Annotated in this window: 21 protein-coding genes; 8 read left to right on the top strand and 13 right to left on the bottom strand. The window is 71.8% G+C overall.

The genetic code is table 11. The annotated features are described in order from the left end of the window. Nucleotides 1–23: 23 nt before the first annotated feature. The 6 genes from yajC to pdxT form a co-directional block, all read right to left on the bottom strand. Nucleotides 24–329 (bottom strand): preprotein translocase subunit YajC, encoded by a 306-nt coding sequence (gene yajC / locus AC4BGE_RS12825; RefSeq protein ID WP_490571492.1) that lies wholly within the window; start codon nt 327–329, stop codon nt 24–26. Between the two features lie 52 nt (nt 330–381). Beyond that, on the bottom strand, nt 382–1,458 hold the full coding sequence (gene ruvB, locus AC4BGE_RS12820; protein ID WP_490571493.1) for a Holliday junction branch migration DNA helicase RuvB: 1,077 nt from the start codon (nt 1,456–1,458) through the stop codon (nt 382–384). A 1-nt stretch (nt 1,459) separates the two neighbouring features. Then, nucleotides 1,460–2,059 carry a Holliday junction branch migration protein RuvA gene (gene ruvA, locus AC4BGE_RS12815; protein WP_490571494.1) on the bottom strand — a complete coding sequence of 200 codons (600 nt, stop codon included), beginning with the start codon at nt 2,057–2,059 and terminating at the stop codon, nt 1,460–1,462. After that, the gene (ruvC, locus tag AC4BGE_RS12810) at nt 2,056–2,595 is read right to left on the bottom strand and encodes a crossover junction endodeoxyribonuclease RuvC (protein WP_490571634.1); all 540 of its coding nucleotides are present in this window, start codon (nt 2,593–2,595) and stop codon (nt 2,056–2,058) included. Before ruvC ends, ruvA begins: the two co-directional genes overlap by 4 nt. Before the next feature lie 108 nt (nt 2,596–2,703). Further along, the gene (locus tag AC4BGE_RS12805) at nt 2,704–3,468 is read right to left on the bottom strand and encodes a YebC/PmpR family DNA-binding transcriptional regulator (RefSeq protein WP_490571495.1); all 765 of its coding nucleotides are present in this window, start codon (nt 3,466–3,468) and stop codon (nt 2,704–2,706) included. A 60-nt stretch (nt 3,469–3,528) separates the two neighbouring features. Next, nucleotides 3,529–4,125 carry a pyridoxal 5'-phosphate synthase glutaminase subunit PdxT gene (pdxT, locus tag AC4BGE_RS12800; protein ID WP_490575537.1) on the bottom strand — a complete coding sequence of 199 codons (597 nt, stop codon included), beginning with the start codon at nt 4,123–4,125 and terminating at the stop codon, nt 3,529–3,531. A 66-nt stretch (nt 4,126–4,191) separates the two neighbouring features. Here pdxT and AC4BGE_RS12795 point away from each other — a divergent pair, with 66 nt between their 5' ends. Both AC4BGE_RS12795 and AC4BGE_RS12790 read left to right on the top strand, forming a co-directional pair. Beyond that, nucleotides 4,192–5,070, top strand: coding sequence for an AraC family transcriptional regulator (locus AC4BGE_RS12795; protein ID WP_490575536.1), 879 nt, complete (start codon nt 4,192–4,194; stop codon nt 5,068–5,070). Further along, nucleotides 5,067–5,465: a VOC family protein gene (locus AC4BGE_RS12790; RefSeq protein WP_490575535.1), complete on the top strand. Its 399-nt coding sequence runs from the start codon at nt 5,067–5,069 to the stop codon at nt 5,463–5,465. Before AC4BGE_RS12795 ends, AC4BGE_RS12790 begins: the two co-directional genes overlap by 4 nt. Nucleotides 5,466–5,505: 40 nt before the next feature. Here AC4BGE_RS12790 and pdxS read toward each other — a convergent pair whose 3' ends face one another. From pdxS to thrS, 6 genes are all read right to left on the bottom strand, one after another. Then, nucleotides 5,506–6,417 (bottom strand): pyridoxal 5'-phosphate synthase lyase subunit PdxS, encoded by a 912-nt coding sequence (gene pdxS / locus AC4BGE_RS12785; RefSeq protein WP_490571499.1) that lies wholly within the window; start codon nt 6,415–6,417, stop codon nt 5,506–5,508. 94 nt (nt 6,418–6,511) lie between these two features. Further along, on the bottom strand, nt 6,512–7,315 hold the full coding sequence (locus AC4BGE_RS12780; RefSeq protein ID WP_490575534.1) for a spermidine synthase: 804 nt from the start codon (nt 7,313–7,315) through the stop codon (nt 6,512–6,514). 5 nt (nt 7,316–7,320) lie between these two features. Further along, nucleotides 7,321–7,950 (bottom strand): phosphatidylinositol phosphate synthase, encoded by a 630-nt coding sequence (gene pgsA, locus AC4BGE_RS12775; RefSeq protein WP_490575533.1) that lies wholly within the window; start codon nt 7,948–7,950, stop codon nt 7,321–7,323. Nucleotides 7,951–7,962: 12 nt separating this feature from the next. Then, entirely contained in the window at nt 7,963–8,754 is a 792-nt protein-coding gene (locus AC4BGE_RS12770) for an inositol monophosphatase family protein (RefSeq protein WP_490575532.1), read from the bottom strand. Beyond that, nucleotides 8,751–9,311, bottom strand: a complete 561-nt coding sequence (locus AC4BGE_RS12765; protein WP_490571503.1) for an HIT family protein — start codon at nt 9,309–9,311, stop codon at nt 8,751–8,753. Before AC4BGE_RS12765 ends, AC4BGE_RS12770 begins: the two co-directional genes overlap by 4 nt. Then, entirely contained in the window at nt 9,311–11,302 is a 1,992-nt protein-coding gene (thrS, locus tag AC4BGE_RS12760) for a threonine--tRNA ligase (RefSeq protein WP_490575531.1), read from the bottom strand. Before thrS ends, AC4BGE_RS12765 begins: the two co-directional genes overlap by 1 nt. A gap of 212 nt (nt 11,303–11,514) precedes the next feature. Here thrS and AC4BGE_RS12755 point away from each other — a divergent pair, with 212 nt between their 5' ends. The 4 genes from AC4BGE_RS12755 (at nt 11,515) to AC4BGE_RS12740 (ending at nt 15,290) form a co-directional block, all read left to right on the top strand. After that, nucleotides 11,515–12,690: an AI-2E family transporter gene (locus AC4BGE_RS12755; RefSeq protein WP_490575530.1), complete on the top strand. Its 1,176-nt coding sequence runs from the start codon at nt 11,515–11,517 to the stop codon at nt 12,688–12,690. A gap of 5 nt (nt 12,691–12,695) precedes the next feature. Next, on the top strand, nt 12,696–13,304 hold the full coding sequence (locus tag AC4BGE_RS12750) for a DedA family protein (protein ID WP_490575529.1): 609 nt from the start codon (nt 12,696–12,698) through the stop codon (nt 13,302–13,304). 98 nt (nt 13,305–13,402) lie between these two features. After that, nucleotides 13,403–14,452 (top strand): phosphatase PAP2 family protein, encoded by a 1,050-nt coding sequence (locus tag AC4BGE_RS12745; RefSeq protein ID WP_490575528.1) that lies wholly within the window; start codon nt 13,403–13,405, stop codon nt 14,450–14,452. Nucleotides 14,453–14,507: 55 nt separating this feature from the next. Further along, nucleotides 14,508–15,290, top strand: a complete 783-nt coding sequence (locus AC4BGE_RS12740; protein WP_490575527.1) for a sulfite exporter TauE/SafE family protein — start codon at nt 14,508–14,510, stop codon at nt 15,288–15,290. A gap of 37 nt (nt 15,291–15,327) precedes the next feature. Here the strand turns inward: AC4BGE_RS12740 and AC4BGE_RS12735 are convergent, their stop codons facing one another. Then, entirely contained in the window at nt 15,328–16,827 is a 1,500-nt protein-coding gene (locus tag AC4BGE_RS12735; protein WP_490575526.1) for a hypothetical protein, read from the bottom strand. Between the two features lie 480 nt (nt 16,828–17,307). Between AC4BGE_RS12735 and AC4BGE_RS12730 the strand changes: the two genes are divergently transcribed. Both AC4BGE_RS12730 and AC4BGE_RS12725 read left to right on the top strand, forming a co-directional pair. Continuing rightward, nucleotides 17,308–17,403 carry a hypothetical protein gene (locus tag AC4BGE_RS12730; RefSeq protein ID WP_490575525.1) on the top strand — a complete coding sequence of 32 codons (96 nt, stop codon included), beginning with the start codon at nt 17,308–17,310 and terminating at the stop codon, nt 17,401–17,403. Further along, nucleotides 17,400–18,350, top strand: coding sequence for a tyrosine-type recombinase/integrase (locus AC4BGE_RS12725; RefSeq protein ID WP_490575524.1), 951 nt, complete (start codon nt 17,400–17,402; stop codon nt 18,348–18,350). The genes AC4BGE_RS12730 and AC4BGE_RS12725 overlap by 4 nt, the downstream gene beginning before the upstream one ends. Nucleotides 18,351–18,424 lie beyond the last annotated feature (74 nt).

The following is an 18,424-nucleotide window of genomic DNA, read 5'->3' as shown; positions in this document are numbered from 1 at the left end:
CGAGCAGGGCCGGAGACTCCACGTCAGGAGCCCGGGGTGGCCGGGCCGTCCGGGGCGTCGTCCGGCCCCTGCCCCTCGACGAGGGCGGGTTGGATCGCGGCCACGGCACCGCGGGCCACCTCGACGACCACACCGGGGGCGATCTCGGCCCGGATCCGGTCGTCCTGGGTCTCCTGGACGACCGCGTAGATGCCCGAGCTGAGCAGCACCCGGTCGCCGGGGGCGAGGGCGGCCTGGAGCTTCGCGACCTCCTTCTGGCGTCGGCTGGCAGGCCGCACGATCAGCAGCCAGAAGACCAGGGCGATGGCGACCAGGGGCAGGAACTCCACGAAAAGACCTCTCGACGGGGGGTGGGTGTGCGCCCGCGAGTCTACGTGGGTCCTAGTCGTCGAAGAGACCCTCGTCGAGGCTCGGCCCCGCGGAGGCCGGCACGGGGAGCCCCAGGTGCTGCCACGCGGCGGCGGTGGCGACGCGACCCCGGGGCGTCCTGGCCAGGAAGCCGTTGCGCACCAGGAAGGGCTCGGCGACCTCCTCCACGGTCTCGCGCTCCTCCCCCACCGCCACCGCCAAGGTGGAGACGCCCACCGGGCCGCCGCCGAAGCGGCGGCACAGGACGTCGAGCACGGCCCGGTCCAGCCGGTCCAGTCCGAGCTCGTCCACCTCGTAGAGATCCAGGGCGGCGCGCGCCACCTCGCGGGTCAGCACGCCGTCGGCGCGCACCTGGGCGTAGTCGCGGACCCGGCGCAGCAGCCGGTTGGCGATCCGCGGGGTGCCGCGCGAGCGCGAGGCGATCTCCGCCGATCCGCCCTCGGTCAGGTCGACGTCGAGCAGCCCGGCGGACCGGTGCACGATCTGGTCGAGCTCGGCCGGCTCGTAGTACTCCAGGTGGGCGGTGAAGCCGAACCGGTCGCGCAGCGGGCCCGGCAGCAGGCCGGCCCGGGTGGTGGCGCCGACCAGGGTGAAGGACGGGATCTCCAGGGGGATGGCGGTGGCCCCCGGGCCCTTGCCGATGATCACGTCGACCCGGAAGTCCTCCATGGCCATGTAGAGCATCTCCTCGGCCGGGCGCGACATCCGGTGGATCTCGTCGACGAACACGACGTCGCCCTCGTTGACCGCGCTGAGGATGGCCGCCAGGTCGCCGGCGTGGGTGATCGCCGGCCCGCTGGTCAGCCGCAGAGGCACCGACATCTCCGCCGCGATGATCATCGCCAGGGTCGTCTTGCCCAGCCCGGGCGGGCCGGAGAGCAGCACGTGGTCCGGCGCCCGGCCGCGCTGCCGAGCGGCCTCGAGGACGAGCCCGAGCTGGTCCTTGACCCGGACCTGCCCCACCACCTCGTCGAGGGCCCGGGGGCGCAGCGCCGCCTCCACGGCCCGCTCGTCGCCCTCGGCCTCCGCCGCGGTCAGCGAGCGCAGGTGCGCGTCCTCGCTGAGCGAGAGGAACTCCTCGGGATCCATCTCAGGTCCTGCTCAGCGTCTGGAGGGCGGCCCTGAGCAGCGCCGCGACGTCAGGGGCCGGCCCGGCCTGCCCGGCGACGGCCTCGACCGCCTTGTCGGCCTCACGCGCCGACCAGCCCAGCCCCACCAGGCCCTGCTGCACCTGGTCGCGCCACGCCTCGGCCGCGGGCACGGCGCCGGCGGCCCGCGGGCCGCCGGCCGGGGCGCCCAGCCGGTCCCGCAGCTCCAGGATGATGCGCTGGGCGCCCTTCTGACCGATCCCGGGGACCTTGGTGAGGGTCTTGACGTCCTCCGAGGCCACCGCCGACCGCAGCACGTCGGGAGTCAGCACCGCCAGGATGGCCTGGGCCAGCTTGGGCCCCACCCCGCTGGCGGTCTGCACCAGCTCGAAGCACGCCTTCTCGTCGTCGTCGCTGAACCCGAAGAGGGTCAGGGAGTCCTCGCGGACGACCATGCTGGTGGGCAGGGTCGCCTCGTGGCCGGGACGCAGCGTCGCCAGGGTGGCGGGGGTGCACATCAGCTCCAGGCCCACCCCTCCCACCTCCAGCACCGCCGAGGAGAGGGTGAGCGCGGCCACCCGGCCGCGGACGAAGGCGATCATGCGGGTCTCCTGGTGGTGGGTCGGCGGGCGGCGACGGCCTGGGCGGCGACCGCGGCCTCGAGACGGGACTGGGCGCCACCGCGCCAGATGTGGGTGATGGCCAGGGCGAGCGCGTCGGCGGCGTCGGCGGGCTTGGGGGGCGCGGCCAGCCGCAGGATCCGGGTCACCATGGCGGCCACCTGGGCCTTGTCGGCCCGTCCGTTGCCGGAGACGGCCGCCTTCACCTCGCTGGGGGTGTGCAGGGCCACCGGGAGCCCGCGCCGGGCCGCGGCGACCAGGGCGATGCCGCTCGCCTGTGCGGTGCCCATGATCGTGCTGGAGTCGGACCGGGCGAAGACCCGCTCGACAGCCACCGCGTCCGGCCGGTACTCGTCGAGCCAGGCATCGATGCCCTTCTCGATGGTGACCAGTCGCTCGGCGACCGGGAGCGAGGCACTGGTGCGGAGCACGTTGACGTCGACCAGGCTCAGCGGCCGGCCGACCTCGCCCTCGACCATGCCGATGCCGCACCGGGTCAGGCCGGGGTCGATCCCCAGGACACGCATCGCCACCCTCTCGTCCGAACGTGTGTTCGCACGACACGCTATCCCGTGGCGCGGCGGGGGCCGCCGCCGACACGCAGACGGCGGCCCGGGCGCGGTGCCTCAGTCCTCGAGCTGGGCCATCACGTCGTCGGGTACGTCGAAGTTGGCGAAGACGTTCTGCACGTCGTCGAGGTCCTCGAGCGCCTCGACGAGGCGGAAGACCTTGGCCGCCGCGTCGGCGTCCACCGGGATCTCCATGCTGGGCACGAACTCGACCTCGGCGGAGTCGTAGTCGATGCCGGCGGCCTGCAGCGCCGTGCGCACGGCCACCACGTCGGTGGCCTCGGAGATCACCCGGAAGGTCTCGTCGAGGTCGTTGACGTCCTCCGCCCCGGCCTCGAGCGTGGCCTCGAGGACGTCGTCCTCGGTGACCTCACGGCTCTCCTGGCCCTTGGGCACCATGACCACGCCCTTGCGGGTGAAGAGCCGGGAGACCGAGCCGGGGTCGGCCATGGTGCCCCCGTTGCGGGTGACCGCGGTGCGCACCTCCATGGCCGCGCGGTTGCGGTTGTCGGTGAGGCACTCCACGAGCAGCGCGACGCCCTGGGGCCCGTAGACCTCGTACATGATGGTCTGGTACTCCGCACCCCCCGCCTCGGCGCCGGAGCCGCGCTTGACGGCGCGGTCGATGTTGTCGTTGGGGACCGAGGACTTCTTGGCCTTCTGGATCGCGTCGTAGAGGGTGGGGTTGCCCCCGGGGTCGCCACCACCCTGCCGAGCCGCCACCTCGATGTTCTTGATCAGCTTGGCGAAGAGCTTGCCGCGCTTCGCGTCGATGGCGGCCTTCTTGTGCTTCGTGGTCGCCCATTTTGAGTGGCCTGACATGAGTCCCTCTATCAGTCTCGAGTACGGCTTCTCGGGTGCAGCCCTGGATTCGGTACGCCGTCAGGCCGAACGCACCAGGTCAACGAACATCTTGTGGACCCGGCCGTCGCTGCCGACCTCGGGATGGAACGAGGTCGCCATCAGGGGGCCTTGGCGGACGGCCACGATCCTACCCAGGGCCGGCCCCGACCCGACCCGCGCCAGGACCTCGACGTCGTCCTCGACGCTCTCGACCCAGGGAGCCCGGATGAAGACGGCCCGGACCGGGTCGTCCAGCCCGGTCACGTCGAGGTTCTCCTCGAAGGAGTCGACCTGGCGCCCGAACGCGTTGCGGCGCACCGTGACGTGCAGGCCGCCGATCGTCTCCTGGCCAGCGATGCCGTCCTCGATCCGGTCGGCGAGCATGATCATGCCGGCGCAGGTCCCGAAGACGGGGAGTCCGTCGCGGACCGCGGCGCGCAGCGGACCGAGCATGTCGAAGAGGGCGGCGAGCTTGCTCATGGTCGACGACTCACCGCCCGGGACGATCAGCCCGTCGCAGACGGCGAGCTCGGCCGGGCGGCGGACGGGGACGGGGTCGGCCCCGAGCGAGCGGAGCGCCGCGAGGTGCTCGGGGACGTCTCCCTGGAGCGCCAGCACGCCGATGGTGGGACTCACGGTCTCCGATCCTAGGGCCGACGAGGGCCGGTGACTCAGCGGCGGCGATCGGGCAGACTCGCCGGCATGGGCCGCACGTGGCAGAGCCCGCCGAGGGCGGAGATCCCGGCCGCGCTGCGTCAGCACGTCGTCTCGATGTTCGGCTACGCGGCGCACGGCCTCGAGCCCAGCGTCCATCGTGGGCTCCCCTCCGACACCGTGACCCTGGTGCTCAGCCTGGAGCGACCCCTGCGCACCGCCCCCACGGAGCAGGCCTGGCACGACGGCGTTCGCGACAGCCGGTGGGTCTCCCTCGGCGGGCTGCACACGCGGCCGGCGATGGTCGAGCAGCCTGGCGTCTGGCGGGGCGTCCAGCTCACGCTGCACCCGCTCACGGCCCGGGGGCTCCTGGGCGTGCCGGCGGCGGACCTGCCGGTGGGCAGCTGGGACGCCCGCGACCTCTTCGGGCCCGAGGTCGACCGCGTCACCGAGGAGCTGCACGCAGCTGCGGACTGGCACGGCCGATATGCCGCCGTGGCCGGCTTCCTGCTCCGGCGTCAGCGGCTGGTCCGCCGTGGGGCCGAGCCCCCGGTCCCGCGCGAGGAGGTCCGTGAGGCCTGGCGGCTGCTCACCCGCCGCCCGGACCTCCCGGTGGCCGACGTCGCCCGCGAGGTCGGCTACAGCCGGCGGCGGCTCGGACAGCTGCTGGCGGCCGAGGTGGGGCACGGACCCAAGACGGTGCAGCGGCTCGCCCGCTTCGACGTGGCCCGGCGGGTGGTGGCCCGGGTGCCGGGCTCGGGCACGACCCTGGCCGGCGTGGCCGCCCGTGCCGGCTACTACGACCAGTCGCACCTCGTGCGCGACTTCCACGAGTTCGCCGGACTGGGACCCTCGGCGTGGCTGGCCGCGGAGTTCCCAAATCTCCAAGATCGCGCAGGCGACGACGCGGGAGCATCGTCGGCATGAGCGAAGACCACACCCCCACCGTCTGGCCGGCCTTCCAGGCCCACGACCCCGACCTGCTGATCCGCGGCCTCGTCGCCCTGGGCTTCGAGGAGACCGCGGTCTACCGCGACGAGAGCGGCGTGGTGGAGCACGCCCAGCTCGACTGGCCCGAGGGCGGAGGCGTGATGCTGGGCCGCCACAAGCCGGAGGGCCCGTTCACGCAGCAACCCGGCACCACCGCGGCCTACGTCGTCACCTCGGACGTCGACGCCGTCTGGCAGCGGGCCAAGGACGCCGGCCTGGAGCCCGGGGACATCGACGAGAAGTCGTACGGGAGCCGGGAGTTCCTCCTCCGCGATCCCGAGGGCAACCAGTGGTCCTTCGGCACCTACGCCGGAGAGCCCCGACGCGGCTGAGCCCACCCGGTCCCGTCACCGCCTCAGGTCGGCGCCCCGTTCACCAGCCGCGCTCGGCCAGCCGGTGCGGCTGCGGGATCTCGTCGACGTTGATGCCCACCATCGCCTCGCCCAGCCCCCGGGAGACCTTGGCCACCACCTCGGGGTCGTCGTAGAAGGTGGTCGCCTTCACGATCGCCTCGGCGCGCTGGGCCGGGTTGCCGGACTTGAAGATGCCCGAGCCGACGAAGACGCCCTGGGCCCCGAGCTGCATCATCATCGCGGCGTCGGCCGGGGTGGCGATGCCGCCCGCGGTGAAGAGGACGACGGGGAGCGTCCCGGTGGCGGCGACCTCCTGGACGAGCGGGTAGGGCGCCTGCAGCTCCTTGGCGGCCAGGTAGAGCTCCTCGGGGTCGAGGGCGTGGAGCCGGCGCAGCTCGGCGCGGATCGTGCGCATGTGGGTGACGGCGTTCGACACGTCGCCCGTGCCGGCCTCGCCCTTGGAGCGGATCATCGCGGCGCCCTCGGTGATCCGGCGCAGCGCCTCGCCGAGGTTGGTGGCCCCGCAGACGAAGGGAACGGTGAAGGACCACTTGTCGATGTGGTGGGCGTAGTCGGCCGGGGTGAGCACCTCGGACTCGTCGATGTAGTCGACCCCGAGACTCTGCAGGACCTGCGCCTCGGCGAAGTGCCCGATGCGGGCCTTGGCCATCACCGGGATCGACACCGCCTCCTTGATGCCCTCGACCATGTCGGGGTCGCTCATCCGCGACACCCCGCCCTGAGCCCGGATGTCGGCGGGGACGCGCTCCAGCGCCATCACCGCAACCGCGCCCGCGTCCTCGGCGACCTTGGCCTGGTCGGGAGTGACGACGTCCATGATGACGCCGCCCTTCAGCATCTCGGCCATGCCGCGCTTGACGCGCGAGGTCCCGGTGGTGCCGCCGGTCGTCTCGGTGCTCTCCTCGGTCATGCCTTTCAGCGTAGGCCCCGGCGGACCCGGCGCAAGGGCGGTCTCGCCGGCCACCCGCCGGCTGCCCGCCGGGCGCTGCCTCGACAGGTCGCGGCTACTGCTGCCCTGGTCGCGGGGAGGGCTCAGTGTCGGCGTCGGTGAAGGCCTGTCCGCCACCGAAGGAGTCGGCCACGCTGCGCCCCGCCACGACCTGGAACTCGCCGGGCCGCGCCTGCAGGTGAGCCGTCACCCGGTCCACCGGGCCGTCCTGCTGCGAGACCACCAGCAGGAGGTTGCCCGCCCGGCGGCCCCGCCGGGTCGCCGCCTCGAGGTGGACCGACGCAGCGCCGAAGGAGGTGAGCAGCGCGGCGAGCACCCGACGGGTCCAGGCGAACGGCGCTCGGTCCGCGACGTTGAGGAGCAGCAGGCCCCCCGGCTCGAGGACCCGGCCCGCCTCCGCGAACGCCTCCGTGGTGACCAGGTCGCCGGGCACCCGCCCGTCGGCGAAGGCGTCGACCAGGATCACCTCGGCGCTGTCGGTCCGGAGCCCGGCGAGCCCGGTCCTGCCGTCGAGCGGGCGCACCTTGATGCCGCTGCGCGCCGGCAGCGGGAGCTCGGCGCGCACCAGCGCCGTCAGCGCCTCGTCCGGCTCCAGCACGATCTGCGCGGAGCGCGGCCGGGTGGCGGCCACGTAGCGGGGCAGCGTGAGGCCGGCTCCGCCCACGTGGACGATCCGGACGGCACGGCCGGGCTCGGTGAACCCGTCGAGCACGTCGCCGAGCCGGCGGACGTAGTCGAAGGCGAGGAAGGTGGGGTCGTCGAGGTCCACGTAGGACTGGGCCTGGCCGTCGAGGCGCAGCACGAGCGCCGAGCGCCGCTCGGTCGCGACGATCTCGGCGCCACCGAGCCGATCGCCCACGGGGCTCAGCCCCGGGCGGGCGGCGCCGCCGCTGCCAGCGCCTGCCGTCGCACGCTGAGGATGCGCTGCAGGACGGTGACCGTGCTGAGCGCCCCGAGCAGCACCAGGCCCCAGGCGAAGACGAGCGGGTCGCCGGCGATCTCGGCGGCGACGGCCGACAGGGCGAGCAGGACGAGGCGGTCGGCCCGCTCCATGATCCCCACCCGGGCCGTGAAGCCCACCGACTCGGCCCGAGCCCGGGCGTAGGAGGTGGAGATCCCCGTGACCAGGCACCACAGGGCTGCGGCCTGCCCGAGGACGGTGTCGCCGGGCCCCGCGAAGTAGAGCAGCACGGAGCCGAAGATGACGGCGTCCGCGATCCGGTCCAGCGTCGAGTCGAGGAACGCGCCGAACGCGCTGGTCCGTCCGCTGATGCGGGCCATGGTGCCGTCGAGCAGGTCGAAGAGGGCGAAGACCGTCACCAGCACCAGCGCGGTCATCAGCTCGCCGCGGGGGGCGAACCAGAGCGCCGAGGCGCAGGTGAGCACCGTCCCGATCACGGTGATCGCGTCGGGGCCCAGGCCCAGGCGCAGCAGCAGGCGGGCGATGGGCGCGATGAGGATCTTCGTGACGAGACCCCGGAGATGTTCGAGCATGGCGTCAGCAGGCTATCGGTCGGCGAGCGCCGCACAGACCTCGGCCACCGCGGTCGGCACGCCCGCGACGTACCAGTCCACGCCGGCGGCGCGCACCCGTTCGGTCCGGCCGCCGACCCCGCGGATGATCGCGGCCCCGGGCAGCTCGTCCCACGGCGGGACCGAGTGCTGGCACAGCACGTGCAGCCGGCCCGAGGCGATCGCCATCGCGTCCATCGTGCCCGACCCCAGCATCCGCACCGTGGCGGCGCCGTTGGCCATCCGCCCGAACGCCTCCCCCACCGGGCCGCCGTAGAACGGCGGGTGCAGGTAGGTCGTCAGGCACGACTCGCCGAGGGCACGGTCGACCAGCGGTGCCAGCGGGCGGCCCTCGACCGTCGGGGGGAGGTCCGGGCCGCCCACGTACGTCGCGGAGGAGGCCTCGTGGTGCACGGCGCCGAGCAGCAGCCGCTCACCGTCGCGCAGGGCCAGCGCGGAGCACCACCAGTCCAGGCCGGCCGCGAAGTTGTAGGTCCCGTCGACCGGGTCGATGACCCAGGTCCGGCCGCTGCTCCCGACGTGGTCGGCACCCTCCTCCCCCAGGATCGAGTCGTCCGGTCGCAGCCGGCGCAGGGTCCGCACCACCAGCTCCTCCGCCGCCCGGTCCGCCGCGGTGACCACGTCGGAGACCGACGTCTTGGTCTCGACCGCCAGGCCCTCGGCCCGCATCCGCGCGGCCAGGCCGGCGGCCTCGCGCACCAGGTCCGCGGCCAGACGGGCGTCGTCGGGCGGTCCGACGTCGCCCACCGCGGGGAACGGGCTCATGCGTCCCAGGCTTCCGCGAGCAGCTCCCGGGTGTCGGTCAGCAGCTGGGGCAGCGTCTTGGTGTGGCCGATGATCGGCATGAAGTTGGCGTCGCCGACCCACCGGGGCACCACGTGCTGGTGCAGGTGCGCGGCGATGCCGGCTCCCCCGGCGGTGCCCTGGTTCATCCCGATGTTGAACCCCTCGGCGCGCGAGACCCTGCGCAGCGTCCGCATCGCCTCCTTGGTCAGCCGGCCGATCTCGACGGCCTCCTCGTCGGTGGTCTCGGTCCAGTCGGCGATGTGCCGGTAGGGGCAGACCATCAGGTGACCCGAGGAGTACGGGTAGAGGTTGAGCACCACGTACGCGGTCTCACCCCGGTGCACCACCAGACCGTCGGGGTCGGCGAGTCCCGGCACCCGGCAGAACGGACACTCCCGGCTGGACGGGTCGCTCGGCTTGTTCTCCCCCCGGATGTAGGCCATCCGGTAGGGCGTCCAGAGCCGCTCGAGGTCGTCGGGGCGGCCGATGCCGTCCTGGTGCGCGCTCTCCCCCGACTCCGTCCCGCCCGGCACCATCAGACCTGCTCGCGGCTCGTCACGGCGGCGGCGACCCGCTCGATCGCCTCCTCGAGCGGCACCCCGTTGTCCTGCCGCCCGTCGCGGTAGCGGAAGGAGACCGCGCCCGCCTCGACGTCCTGGTCCCCGGCGATGATCATGAACGGGACCTTCTGCAGCTGGGCGTTGCGGATCTTCTTCTGCATCCGGTCGTCGGAGTCGTCGACCTCCACCCGCAGGCCCAGCGTCTTCATCCGCTTGGCCACGTCGAAGAGGTAGTCGTTGTGCCGCTCGGCGATCGGGATCGCCGCCACCTGGACCGGGGCGAGCCAGGGCGGGAAGGCGCCCGCGTAGTGCTCGACCAGCACGCCGAGGAACCGCTCGATCGAGCCGAACTTGGCCGAGTGGATCATCACCGGCTGCTGCCGGGAGCCGTCGGCGGCGACGTACTCGAGGTTGAAGCGGTCGGCCGAGGGCTGGTTGAAGTCGTACTGGACGGTCCCCATCTGCCAGGTCCGGCCGATCGCGTCCTTGGCCTGGACGGAGATCTTGGGGCCGTAGTAGGCGGCCCCGCCCGGGTCCGGCACCAGCTCGAGCCCGGTCCGGGTGGCCACGTCCTCGAGCACCTTGGTGGCGGTCGCCCAGTCCTCGTCGGAGCCGATGAACTTGTCCTTGCCGGCGTCGCGGGTGGAGAGCTCGAGGTAGAAGTCGTCGAGGCCGAAGTCGCGGAGCACGCTGAGCATGAAGTTGAGCAGGTGCTCGACCTCGTCGGGCGCCTGCTCCGGGGTGCAGTAGGAGTGGGAGTCGTCCTGGGCGAAGCCGCGGACCCGGGTGAGGCCGTGGACGACGCCGGACTTCTCGTGGCGGTAGACGCTGCCGAACTCGAAGAGCCGCAGCGGCAGCTCACGGTAGGAGCGCTGCCGGGAGCGGTAGATCAGGTTGTGCATCGGGCAGTTCATCGCCTTGAGGCGGTAGTCCATGCCGTCGACGTCGAGGGCGGGGAACATCCCCTCCCCGTAGTAGGGCAGGTGTCCGGAGGTGTGGAAGAGCCCCTCCTTGGCGATGTGCGGGGTCCCGACGTAGTCGAAGCCCTCCTCGATGTGCCGCTGGCGGACGTAGTCCTCCATCGCCCGCTTGATCACGCCACCCTTGGGGTGGAAGACCGGCAGGCCCGAGCCGATCTCGTCGGGGAAGCTGAACAGGTCGAGGTCGCGCCCGAGCTTGCGGTGGTCGCGGCGCTCGGCCTCCTCGATCCGGTGCAGGTGGGCCTCGAGCGCCTCCTTCGACTCCCACGCGGTGCCGTAGATGCGCTGGAGCTGCTTGTTCTTCTCGTCGCCGCGCCAGTAGGCCGCGGCGGAGCGCATCAGCTTGAAGGCCGGGATCCGCTTGGTGGTGGGCAGGTGCGGGCCTCGGCACAGGTCCGACCACGCCACGTCGCCGTTGCGGCGCACGTTGTCGTAGATGGTCAGCTCGCCGGCACCGACCTCGACCGAGGCGCCCTCGGCCGCACCCTCGGCGTGCCCGGAGCCCTTGAGCCCGATCAGCTCGACCTTGTAGGGCTCGTCCTGGAGCTCGTCGAGCGCGTCCGCGTCGGTGGTGACCCGGCGCTCGAACCGCTGCCCCTCCTTGATGATCTTGCGCATCGCGGTCTCGATCTTGGCGAGGTCCTCGGGGACGAACGGCGTCTCCACGTCGAAGTCGTAGTAGAAGCCGTTCTCCACCGGCGGGCCGATGCCGAGCTTGGCCTCGGGGAAGAGCTGCTGGACCGCCTGGGCCATCACGTGGGCGGTGGAGTGGCGCAGGATGTCGCGGCCGTCGGGACTGTCGATCGCCACCGACTCGACCTCGTCGCCGTCGGCCAGGGGGGTGGCCAGGTCCTTCAGCTCGCCGCCGATCCGGGCGGCGATCACCTCGGGGGCGTCGGCGAACAGCTCCCACGCCTTGGTGCCCGTGGCGGTGGTCTGCTCCTGACGCTCGGCGGCGTGGACGCGGACGACCTTGATCTCGGGCACGGCTACTCCTGGTCTCGGTGGGCTGGTCTCGCCCACGATGCTATCCGTCGTCCTGCGGGTGGCCGGACGCGCAGGTGGGACGCGCGCCGGCGCAACGGCGTATCGTCGAGAGCGGTAGTGGGATCCGTCACCCCGGCGCCGGCGGATCGGCAGGCACTCAGAGCCGGACCAGCTCGGGTGCGTCGCGACGCTGCCGTGCGGGAGGGAGCCCCGTGCCCACCTTGTCCTCCGACAGTTCCGACGCCCCGCCTCCGCCGGAGCCGCCGGGCACTCCCCCGCCCGCGCCGCCCCGCCCCGCGGGCCTGCCCCGGGCCATCGTCGTGCTGCTGGGGGTGGCTGCGGCCTTCCTGGTGATCTCCGGGATGCGCACCTCGGCGAGCCTGATCGGACCCACCTTCCTCGCCCTGGTCCTGGTCATCGTCGCCCACCCCCTGCGGGTCCGCCTCGACCGGCACGTGTGGGGCTGGGTCTCGACCGTCGTGTGCGTGCTGCTGGTCGCCTCGACGCTGCTCGGGCTGGCCGTCTCGATCGTGGCCGCCACCGCCCGCTTCGCCACGCTGCTCCCGCAGTACAAGGACGACTTCAACGACCTGGTCTCGGAGGGGACGAGCCTGCTCGACAGGGCCGGGGTCTCCCGCGAGCAGATCGAGCACCTGGGCGGCGGGCTGGACGCCGGCAAGCTCGTGGACGTGCTCACCGCCACGCTCTCCGACGCCTACGGGCTCGTCTCGGGCCTGGTCCTGCTGCTGACGCTGGTGCTGTTCATGACCATCGACGGGCGGGCCTTCCCCGCGCAGCTGGCGGCGGTGCGCGAAGAGCGACCCCAGCTGGTGGCCGCGCTCTCCGGCTTCGCGACCGACACCCGCCGGTACATCCTGGTCTCCACCGTCTTCGGGCTGATCATCGCCGTCCTCGACACGGTCGCCCTGGCGCTGCTGGACGTCCCCGCGCCACTGGTGTGGGGCCTGTTGGCCTTCCTCACCAGCTACATCCCCCACATCGGCTTCCTCATCGGGCTGGTGCCGCCCGCCGTGCTGGGCCTGCTCGAGGGCGGGCCGTCGCTGCTGCTGTGGGTGGCGCTGGTCTACCTCGCGGTCAACTTCACCATCCAGTCCGTGATCCACCCGAGGGTCGTCGGCAACTCGGTCGGGCTGACCACCACCCTGACGTTCGTCTCCCTGATCTTCTGGGCCGGGGTCATCGGCCCGATCGGGGCGATCCTGGCGGTGCCGCTCTCCCTGCTGGTCCGGTCGCTGCTGATCGACGCCGACCCGGCCAGCCGGTGGCTCACCCCGCTGGTGGCCGGTCGCGAGGCGACCCCGGTGGCGGCTTCCGTGGCCACCGGGCCGGGGCAGGGAGACGCCGCCGGCCCCCGGAGCGACGGCTGAGGACCGTGGTCGAGGCACTCCTCGGCCTCCCGCCCTGGCTGGTGCTGGCCCTCGTCTTCGCCCTCCCCGCCGCCGAGGCCGGACTCCTGCTCGGGGTCTTCGTGCCCGGCGAGATCGCGGTGCTGATCGGGGGCGTCGTCGCACACGGCGGCGGACTTCCGCTGTGGGCGGTCATCGTGGCCGCCGCGACCGGTGCGGCGGCCGGGGACCAGGTCGGGTTCCTGGTCGGGCGCCGCTACGGCGACCGGCTCGTGGACCGCCTGCCTGCCTCGGTCCGCGGCTCGGGAGGTCTCGACCGCGCCTTCGACCTGATCCGCAGGCGCGGGGCCGTGGCGGTGGTGCTCGCCCGGTGGACAGCCGTGCTGCGGGCCCTGGCGCCCGGTGCTGCCGGTGTCAGCGGCATGGCGCGGGGACGGTTCACGGTGGCGAACGTCGTCGGCGGCACCCTCTGGGCGGTCGTGATCGCCGGGGCGGGCTACGTCCTGGGCGCCTCGTACGAGTCCCTGGCCAGGGACCTCGGCGTCTTCGGCGACGTCGTCCTGACCGCCCTCGTCGTGCTGGGAGCCGTCTGGTGGGTACGCAGCCGACGACACGAGGACGACGGTCGGGCCTGAGCGATCGGAGTCGCGCGAACCACCCTGGGGGAAGGCACCCTTGGGCCCGGCAAGTACCTTCATGCCGACCCGCCCGGCCGCCTCTCAGGAGATCTCTCGTGTCAACCTCGTCCGCTCCCGGGTCGGAAGGGACCCGCTCCCGGTGGCGGCGTGACTACCTGGTCCTGGTCTGCCTCGCGGTCGTCAGCGGGTTGGCCGCGCTGATCGCCAGCCTGGTCCTCGACCAGCCGATCGCCGACCCGGAAGGCAGCTTCCTGGGTCCCTCGTGGGTGCGGCTGCCGGTGCTCTGCGGCTCCGCGATCATCGTCGACCTGCTCCCCCGCGCCCTGTGGCGCGGCCGGCTGCACCCCGCCCGGACCATCAGCGAGATCCGCGAGCGGATCCGGACGCACTGGACCCAGAGCCGGCTCCAGCTCGTGGTCGTGGGCATCTCGTGCTTCTACGTCGTCTACGTCTCCTACCGGAACCTCAAGTCGCTGCTGCCGCTGGTGCGCGAGGAGAAGTTCGACCGCGAGATGCGCGTCCTCGACCGGTCGATCCTCTTCGGCCACGACCCCGCGAGGGTGCTGCACGACCTGCTCGGGACCGACATCTCGGCCCACGTGCTCTCCGCGGTCTACCTGGCCTACATCCCCCTGGTGGCCATCCTGGTCACCGTCTGGCTGGTGTGGTCGAACAACATCGGCTACGGCTGGTGGTTCGTCACCGCCCAGGCGATCGCGTGGTCGCTCGGCGCGCTCTCCTACTACCTGCTGCCCACGCTGGGCCCGGGCATCATGTACCCCTCCCTGGTCATGGACCTGGCACCGAACGCCACCTCCCAGCTGATGGACTCGCTGGTCTATGCCCGGCAGGGCTTCCTGTGGGCCGACAAGGACTACCAGGGCGTGGCGGGCTTCGCGAGCCTGCACACCGCGATCAGCCTGCTGTGGGCGCTGATGGTCCAGTACACCGTGCGGAGCCGGCTCCTCCGGGTCGTCTTCTGGGTCAACTTCGCCGCCACCGTCGTGGCCACCCTCTACTTCGGCTGGCACTACATCGCCGACGACCTCGGCGGCATCGCGATCGCGCTGGTCGCCTTCCGTCTCGGGGCCACCGCGACCGGGCACCGACTCGTCCCCGGCCGGCTCGCCGAGCGGAAGGCCTGACCCGGACCGGCGAGGGGTGCACGGGTCCCTCGGTCCGCGCTGCGAGGATCGGGCGGTGGACTGGGGACATCTGGCGCTGGGACTGGTCGCGGGACTGGTGATCGCGACGCTCACCGCACCGGTGGGTGTCTCCGGCGCGGTCTTCCTGTTGCCGGTCCAGATGGACCTGCTGAAGATCCCGAGCCCGGCGGTGACGCCGACGAACCTGCTCTACAACGTCGTGTCCGGCCCGGGGGCGTTGCTGCGCTACCGGGCGCAGGGTCAGCGCCCCGGTGAGCTGACGCGGTACATGCTGGCGGGCACGGTCCCGGGGGTGGTCGTCGGCGCGCTCGTGCGGGTCTATGCGATCCCCGATGTCCGGACCTTCCGCGTGGTGGCGGCAGCGGTCCTGCTGCCCGTGGGGCTGTGGTTGATCTGGCGCACTCTGCGGCCTGCTCCGGCAGTGCGGCGAGAGGACGATCCCCCGCTCCGCCTGATCGCCGGGCTCGGACTGGCGGTGGGCGTCGTCGGTGGCGTCTACGGGATCGGCGGCGGGTCGCTGCTGGCGCCGATCCTGGTCGCGCGCGGCCTGCCGGTGGCCAGGGTTGCGCCCGCGGCGCTGGCCTCGACGTTCGTGACCTCGATCGTCGGCGCGATCGCGTTCGCGGTCCTCGCGGTGCGCACCGACGGCTCGGTGGCACCGGACTGGGCCGTGGGGATCGCCTGCGGGCTGGGCGGGTTGGTCGGTGGCTATCTGGGGGCGCGCTGGCACAGCCGGATGCCGGACCGGGTGCTGGCGCTGATGCTGGGTGTCACCGCCACGGCGCTCGCGCTCGCGTACGCGCTCCAGTCCCGCTGACGCTTCTGGGCGGGGTGGTTCCCCGGCTCGAGGGAGATCAGAAGCCCAACAGCTTGCCGAACCCCGAGAAGAACGCGCCGAACGCCCTGGCGACAGGGCTGCTGGTCCCGCTGGTGCTGGACTTCTGCCAGAAGAGGGGGTCGTGACCGGTGAACTCGTCGTCGACGAGCGGGGTCTTGCCCCGCAGGTAGGGCCAGAACACCTCGGTCCGGTTGACCCCCACGCTCAGGCGGGAGTCGAACCCCATCACCAGGTGCTGCTCCATCCTGGTGGACCGGCCGCGGGGGTCCGTGGCCGCGACGTCGCCGATGCCCTGGACGATGAGGCTGCCGGTGCCCGCGAACATGATGTAGCGCACCTGCCAGGTCGCGAAGGACTGGATGCCCCACCGCCAGCGCGTCTGCAGGTCCGGCGTGCCAATGACGCCCACCACGTGCTTGGGATGCATCACCAGACCCGGATGGTCCTGGAAGTCGATGCGCATCAGGTAGGAGTCCGGGTCGGGCGAGGCCAGCGTCGCCGAGGTGACGCCCCCGTCGCCGGTGATCCGGCTCAGGAAGTAGAGCCCGGCCGCGAAGCTGATGAAGGGCGCCGTGGAGTCGTAGAGGAGCCGGCTGCGGATCTTGCCCTGCACCGGGCGTACGTACTCCGACCGCGCGGACAGCACCTCATCGGTCCCCAGCTCGATATTCAGGGTCCGCTGCGCGGCACTGGTGCGCAGGTCGGCGGTCGAGCGCTCAGAGCCCTCCGCCAGCCGGATCGGGGTGTGCACCCGACTCACCAGCGGCATCAGCACGAAGTAGCTGAAGGTGCGCAGGGCTCCTGGCAGGACGAGCACGAGCAGGGCGACGGCGGCCAACCATCTCCACGACTGGAGCCACTGGTTGAGGACCCATCCCACCCCGGACGCCTGGGACTGCTCCAGGCTCTCCTCCTCGGCGTTCTTCTGGCCAAGCTCGGATTCCTTGTTGTCGATCTCCCTCTCGATCAGGGAGTTCTCGCCGCCGACGCCGAGGCGGTCCAGCTTCTGCTCAGGGCTCAGGGTGGGGTCGGCGAGGACGGCGGCGTCCTGCTCAGCCTGGTCGAGGGTTCCCTCCAGGGTGTCGAGCGCTTCGTCCGCCTTCTCGACGGCCGCCTCAGCGGACCTGCACGCGTTGCCCGGGGTCAACCAGGCGATGACCTCCTGCACGAGGCCACAAAGGTCCTGCTGGTCCGCACGCAGCCGCTCGATCTCCGCCTTCTTCGTCGCGACGTTGCGGCGCCCCTCCTCGATCTCGGCGCCGATCTTGCCCTCCAGCGACTCGACCGCCTCGCTTCGGCCCTCCGCGGCAGTGCGCCGCAGCTGGGCGAGGTCGTCCTCCAGAGCTGCTCGTTCCTCGGACACCTTCTCGAGGCGTTCATGGTCTGCCACGGCCTCGCGCAGACTGGGGACCAGGACCTGGACGAGCAGGTAGGCGAGGAACAGCGACACCACCAGCGCCCCGAGCAGACCCAGCTTCCTCAGGGCGAACCCGAGAACAGCCGATATCAGGCGCACGAGCGCGATCCTAAGGGTCTGCGCACGATCCGGCTCCGCGCTCGGCCGGGGGGTGTGCCTGAGTTTCCGTCTTCGCACGACGGGGGGACGAGTCCGATCTCGCCCTGAAGGCGTCGGTGGTTGCACCAGTCGATGTACTCCGCGACGCGATCTCGAGGTCGTCGACACTTCTCGACAGCTGGAGGCATCCGGCCACCGCATTCCAAGCGCCGGAACTGGCCAGTGAGGGTTTCAATCCGATGCGACATCGGAACGAGAACGGCCTCTGGCCGCGTTTCCGCAGGACAGAGGCTGTTCGAGGTGGGCGATACTGGGTTCGAAGGTGAGATTTGGCCCTCTGGACCCCCCTCACATGACGTGCCAAAATGGCCTCTGACCTGAGGTTATGCTGATTTCAAGCCTTGTCCAGATATGAGCACTTATGGACACGAAACCCGGATCTATGGACACGTAGTGGACACGAAATGAGGTCTCGGGACCATGCCTCGACGAGCGGAACGACGGCAGTTCGGGCAGATCAGCAAGTTGCCCAGCGGCCGCTACCGAGCACGATACGCCGACCCGACGGACGCATGACCGCCGACGGCGAGGTCCTGCGCCACAACGCTCCGCACACGTTCGACAGCAAGGTCGACGCTGAAGGGTGGCTCGCCGACGAACGCCGTCTCATCGTCGCGGACCAGTGGAAGCCCCCGGCGATCCGGCGCGCGGAACGCGCTCGCGCCACCGAAACGTTCGCCCCCTACGCGGAGCGCTGGCTGCGGAATCGAAGAGTCAAGGGTCGGCCGCTCGCAGACCGCACCATCGACCACTACCGGTACGCGCTCGACCGATTCCTTCTCCCGACGTTCGGCTCCATGCAGTTGCGCGACATCACCACTGAGGCCGTGGCCGATTGGTACGACACAGTGGCTCCCGGCCGTCCCACCGCCCGAGCACATGGCTACTCGCTACTTCGCGCGATCATGCGGAGCGCGGCCGACCCCACCCAGAACGACGGCACTCCCCTCATTCCCTTCAACCCCTGCGGGATCAGGGGTGGGGGGTCCTCGGGTGCCAAACGCAAGATCCGACCCGCCACGGTCGAGGAGATCCTCACGATCGTGGCCCACATGCCGGAGCGGTACCGGCTCATGGTGATCCTGGCCGACAGTTGCGCCCTGCGCTTCGGTGAACTGGCTGAGCTTCGGCGGATGGACGTCGATGTCAAGAACGCCGTCATCCACGTCCGCCGTAGCGTCGTCCGCTCCGTCTCCGCCGGCGTGGTGGCCAAGGCGCCCAAGAGCGAAGCCGGGATCCGCGACGTCCCCATCCCGCCCGACATCATCGACGCCATCACCGAACACAAGGCGCAATACGCCGCCCCGGGGCACCAAGGCCTCATGTTCCCGGGCACGAACGGAGGCCACCTGGCCCCCAGCGCGTTCTACGGCAAGGTCTCCAAAAAGCGCCGAGGCAAGCCCGACACCCAAGGGTTCGGTTGGCACGAAGCTCGACGCCTCGCGGGTCGCGAGGACCTCTGAATCGCACTGGGTTGGTTGGAGGCTCCATCGTTTGGAAACGAGGATGGATTCATGCCGAAGGACACCACCCCGGG

The organism is Nocardioides sp. Z50_6 (assembly GCF_058215755.1).
The sequence above is the reverse complement of the archived record's forward strand: the minus strand, read 5'-3'. Positions and strand labels throughout refer to the sequence as shown.

Excerpts from the sequence above, each read along its gene's own strand:
- ruvB (WP_490571493.1), bottom strand. The coding sequence starts at position 1,458 with ATGGATCCCGAGGAGTTCCTCTCGCTCAGCGAGGACGCGCACCTGCGC.
- ruvA (WP_490571494.1), bottom strand. The coding sequence starts at position 2,059 with ATGATCGCCTTCGTCCGCGGCCGGGTGGCCGCGCTCACCCTCTCCTCG.
- AC4BGE_RS12805 (WP_490571495.1), bottom strand. The coding sequence starts at position 3,468 with ATGTCAGGCCACTCAAAATGGGCGACCACGAAGCACAAGAAGGCCGCC.
- AC4BGE_RS12795 (WP_490575536.1), top strand. The coding sequence starts at position 4,192 with ATGGGCCGCACGTGGCAGAGCCCGCCGAGGGCGGAGATCCCGGCCGCG.
- AC4BGE_RS12790 (WP_490575535.1), top strand. The coding sequence starts at position 5,067 with ATGAGCGAAGACCACACCCCCACCGTCTGGCCGGCCTTCCAGGCCCAC.
- pdxS (WP_490571499.1), bottom strand. The coding sequence starts at position 6,417 with ATGACCGAGGAGAGCACCGAGACGACCGGCGGCACCACCGGGACCTCG.
- pgsA (WP_490575533.1), bottom strand. The coding sequence starts at position 7,950 with ATGCTCGAACATCTCCGGGGTCTCGTCACGAAGATCCTCATCGCGCCC.
- AC4BGE_RS12770 (WP_490575532.1), bottom strand. The coding sequence starts at position 8,754 with ATGAGCCCGTTCCCCGCGGTGGGCGACGTCGGACCGCCCGACGACGCC.
- AC4BGE_RS12765 (WP_490571503.1), bottom strand. The coding sequence starts at position 9,311 with ATGGTGCCGGGCGGGACGGAGTCGGGGGAGAGCGCGCACCAGGACGGC.
- AC4BGE_RS12730 (WP_490575525.1), top strand. The coding sequence starts at position 17,308 with ATGCCTCGACGAGCGGAACGACGGCAGTTCGGGCAGATCAGCAAGTTG.
- AC4BGE_RS12725 (WP_490575524.1), top strand. The coding sequence starts at position 17,400 with ATGACCGCCGACGGCGAGGTCCTGCGCCACAACGCTCCGCACACGTTC.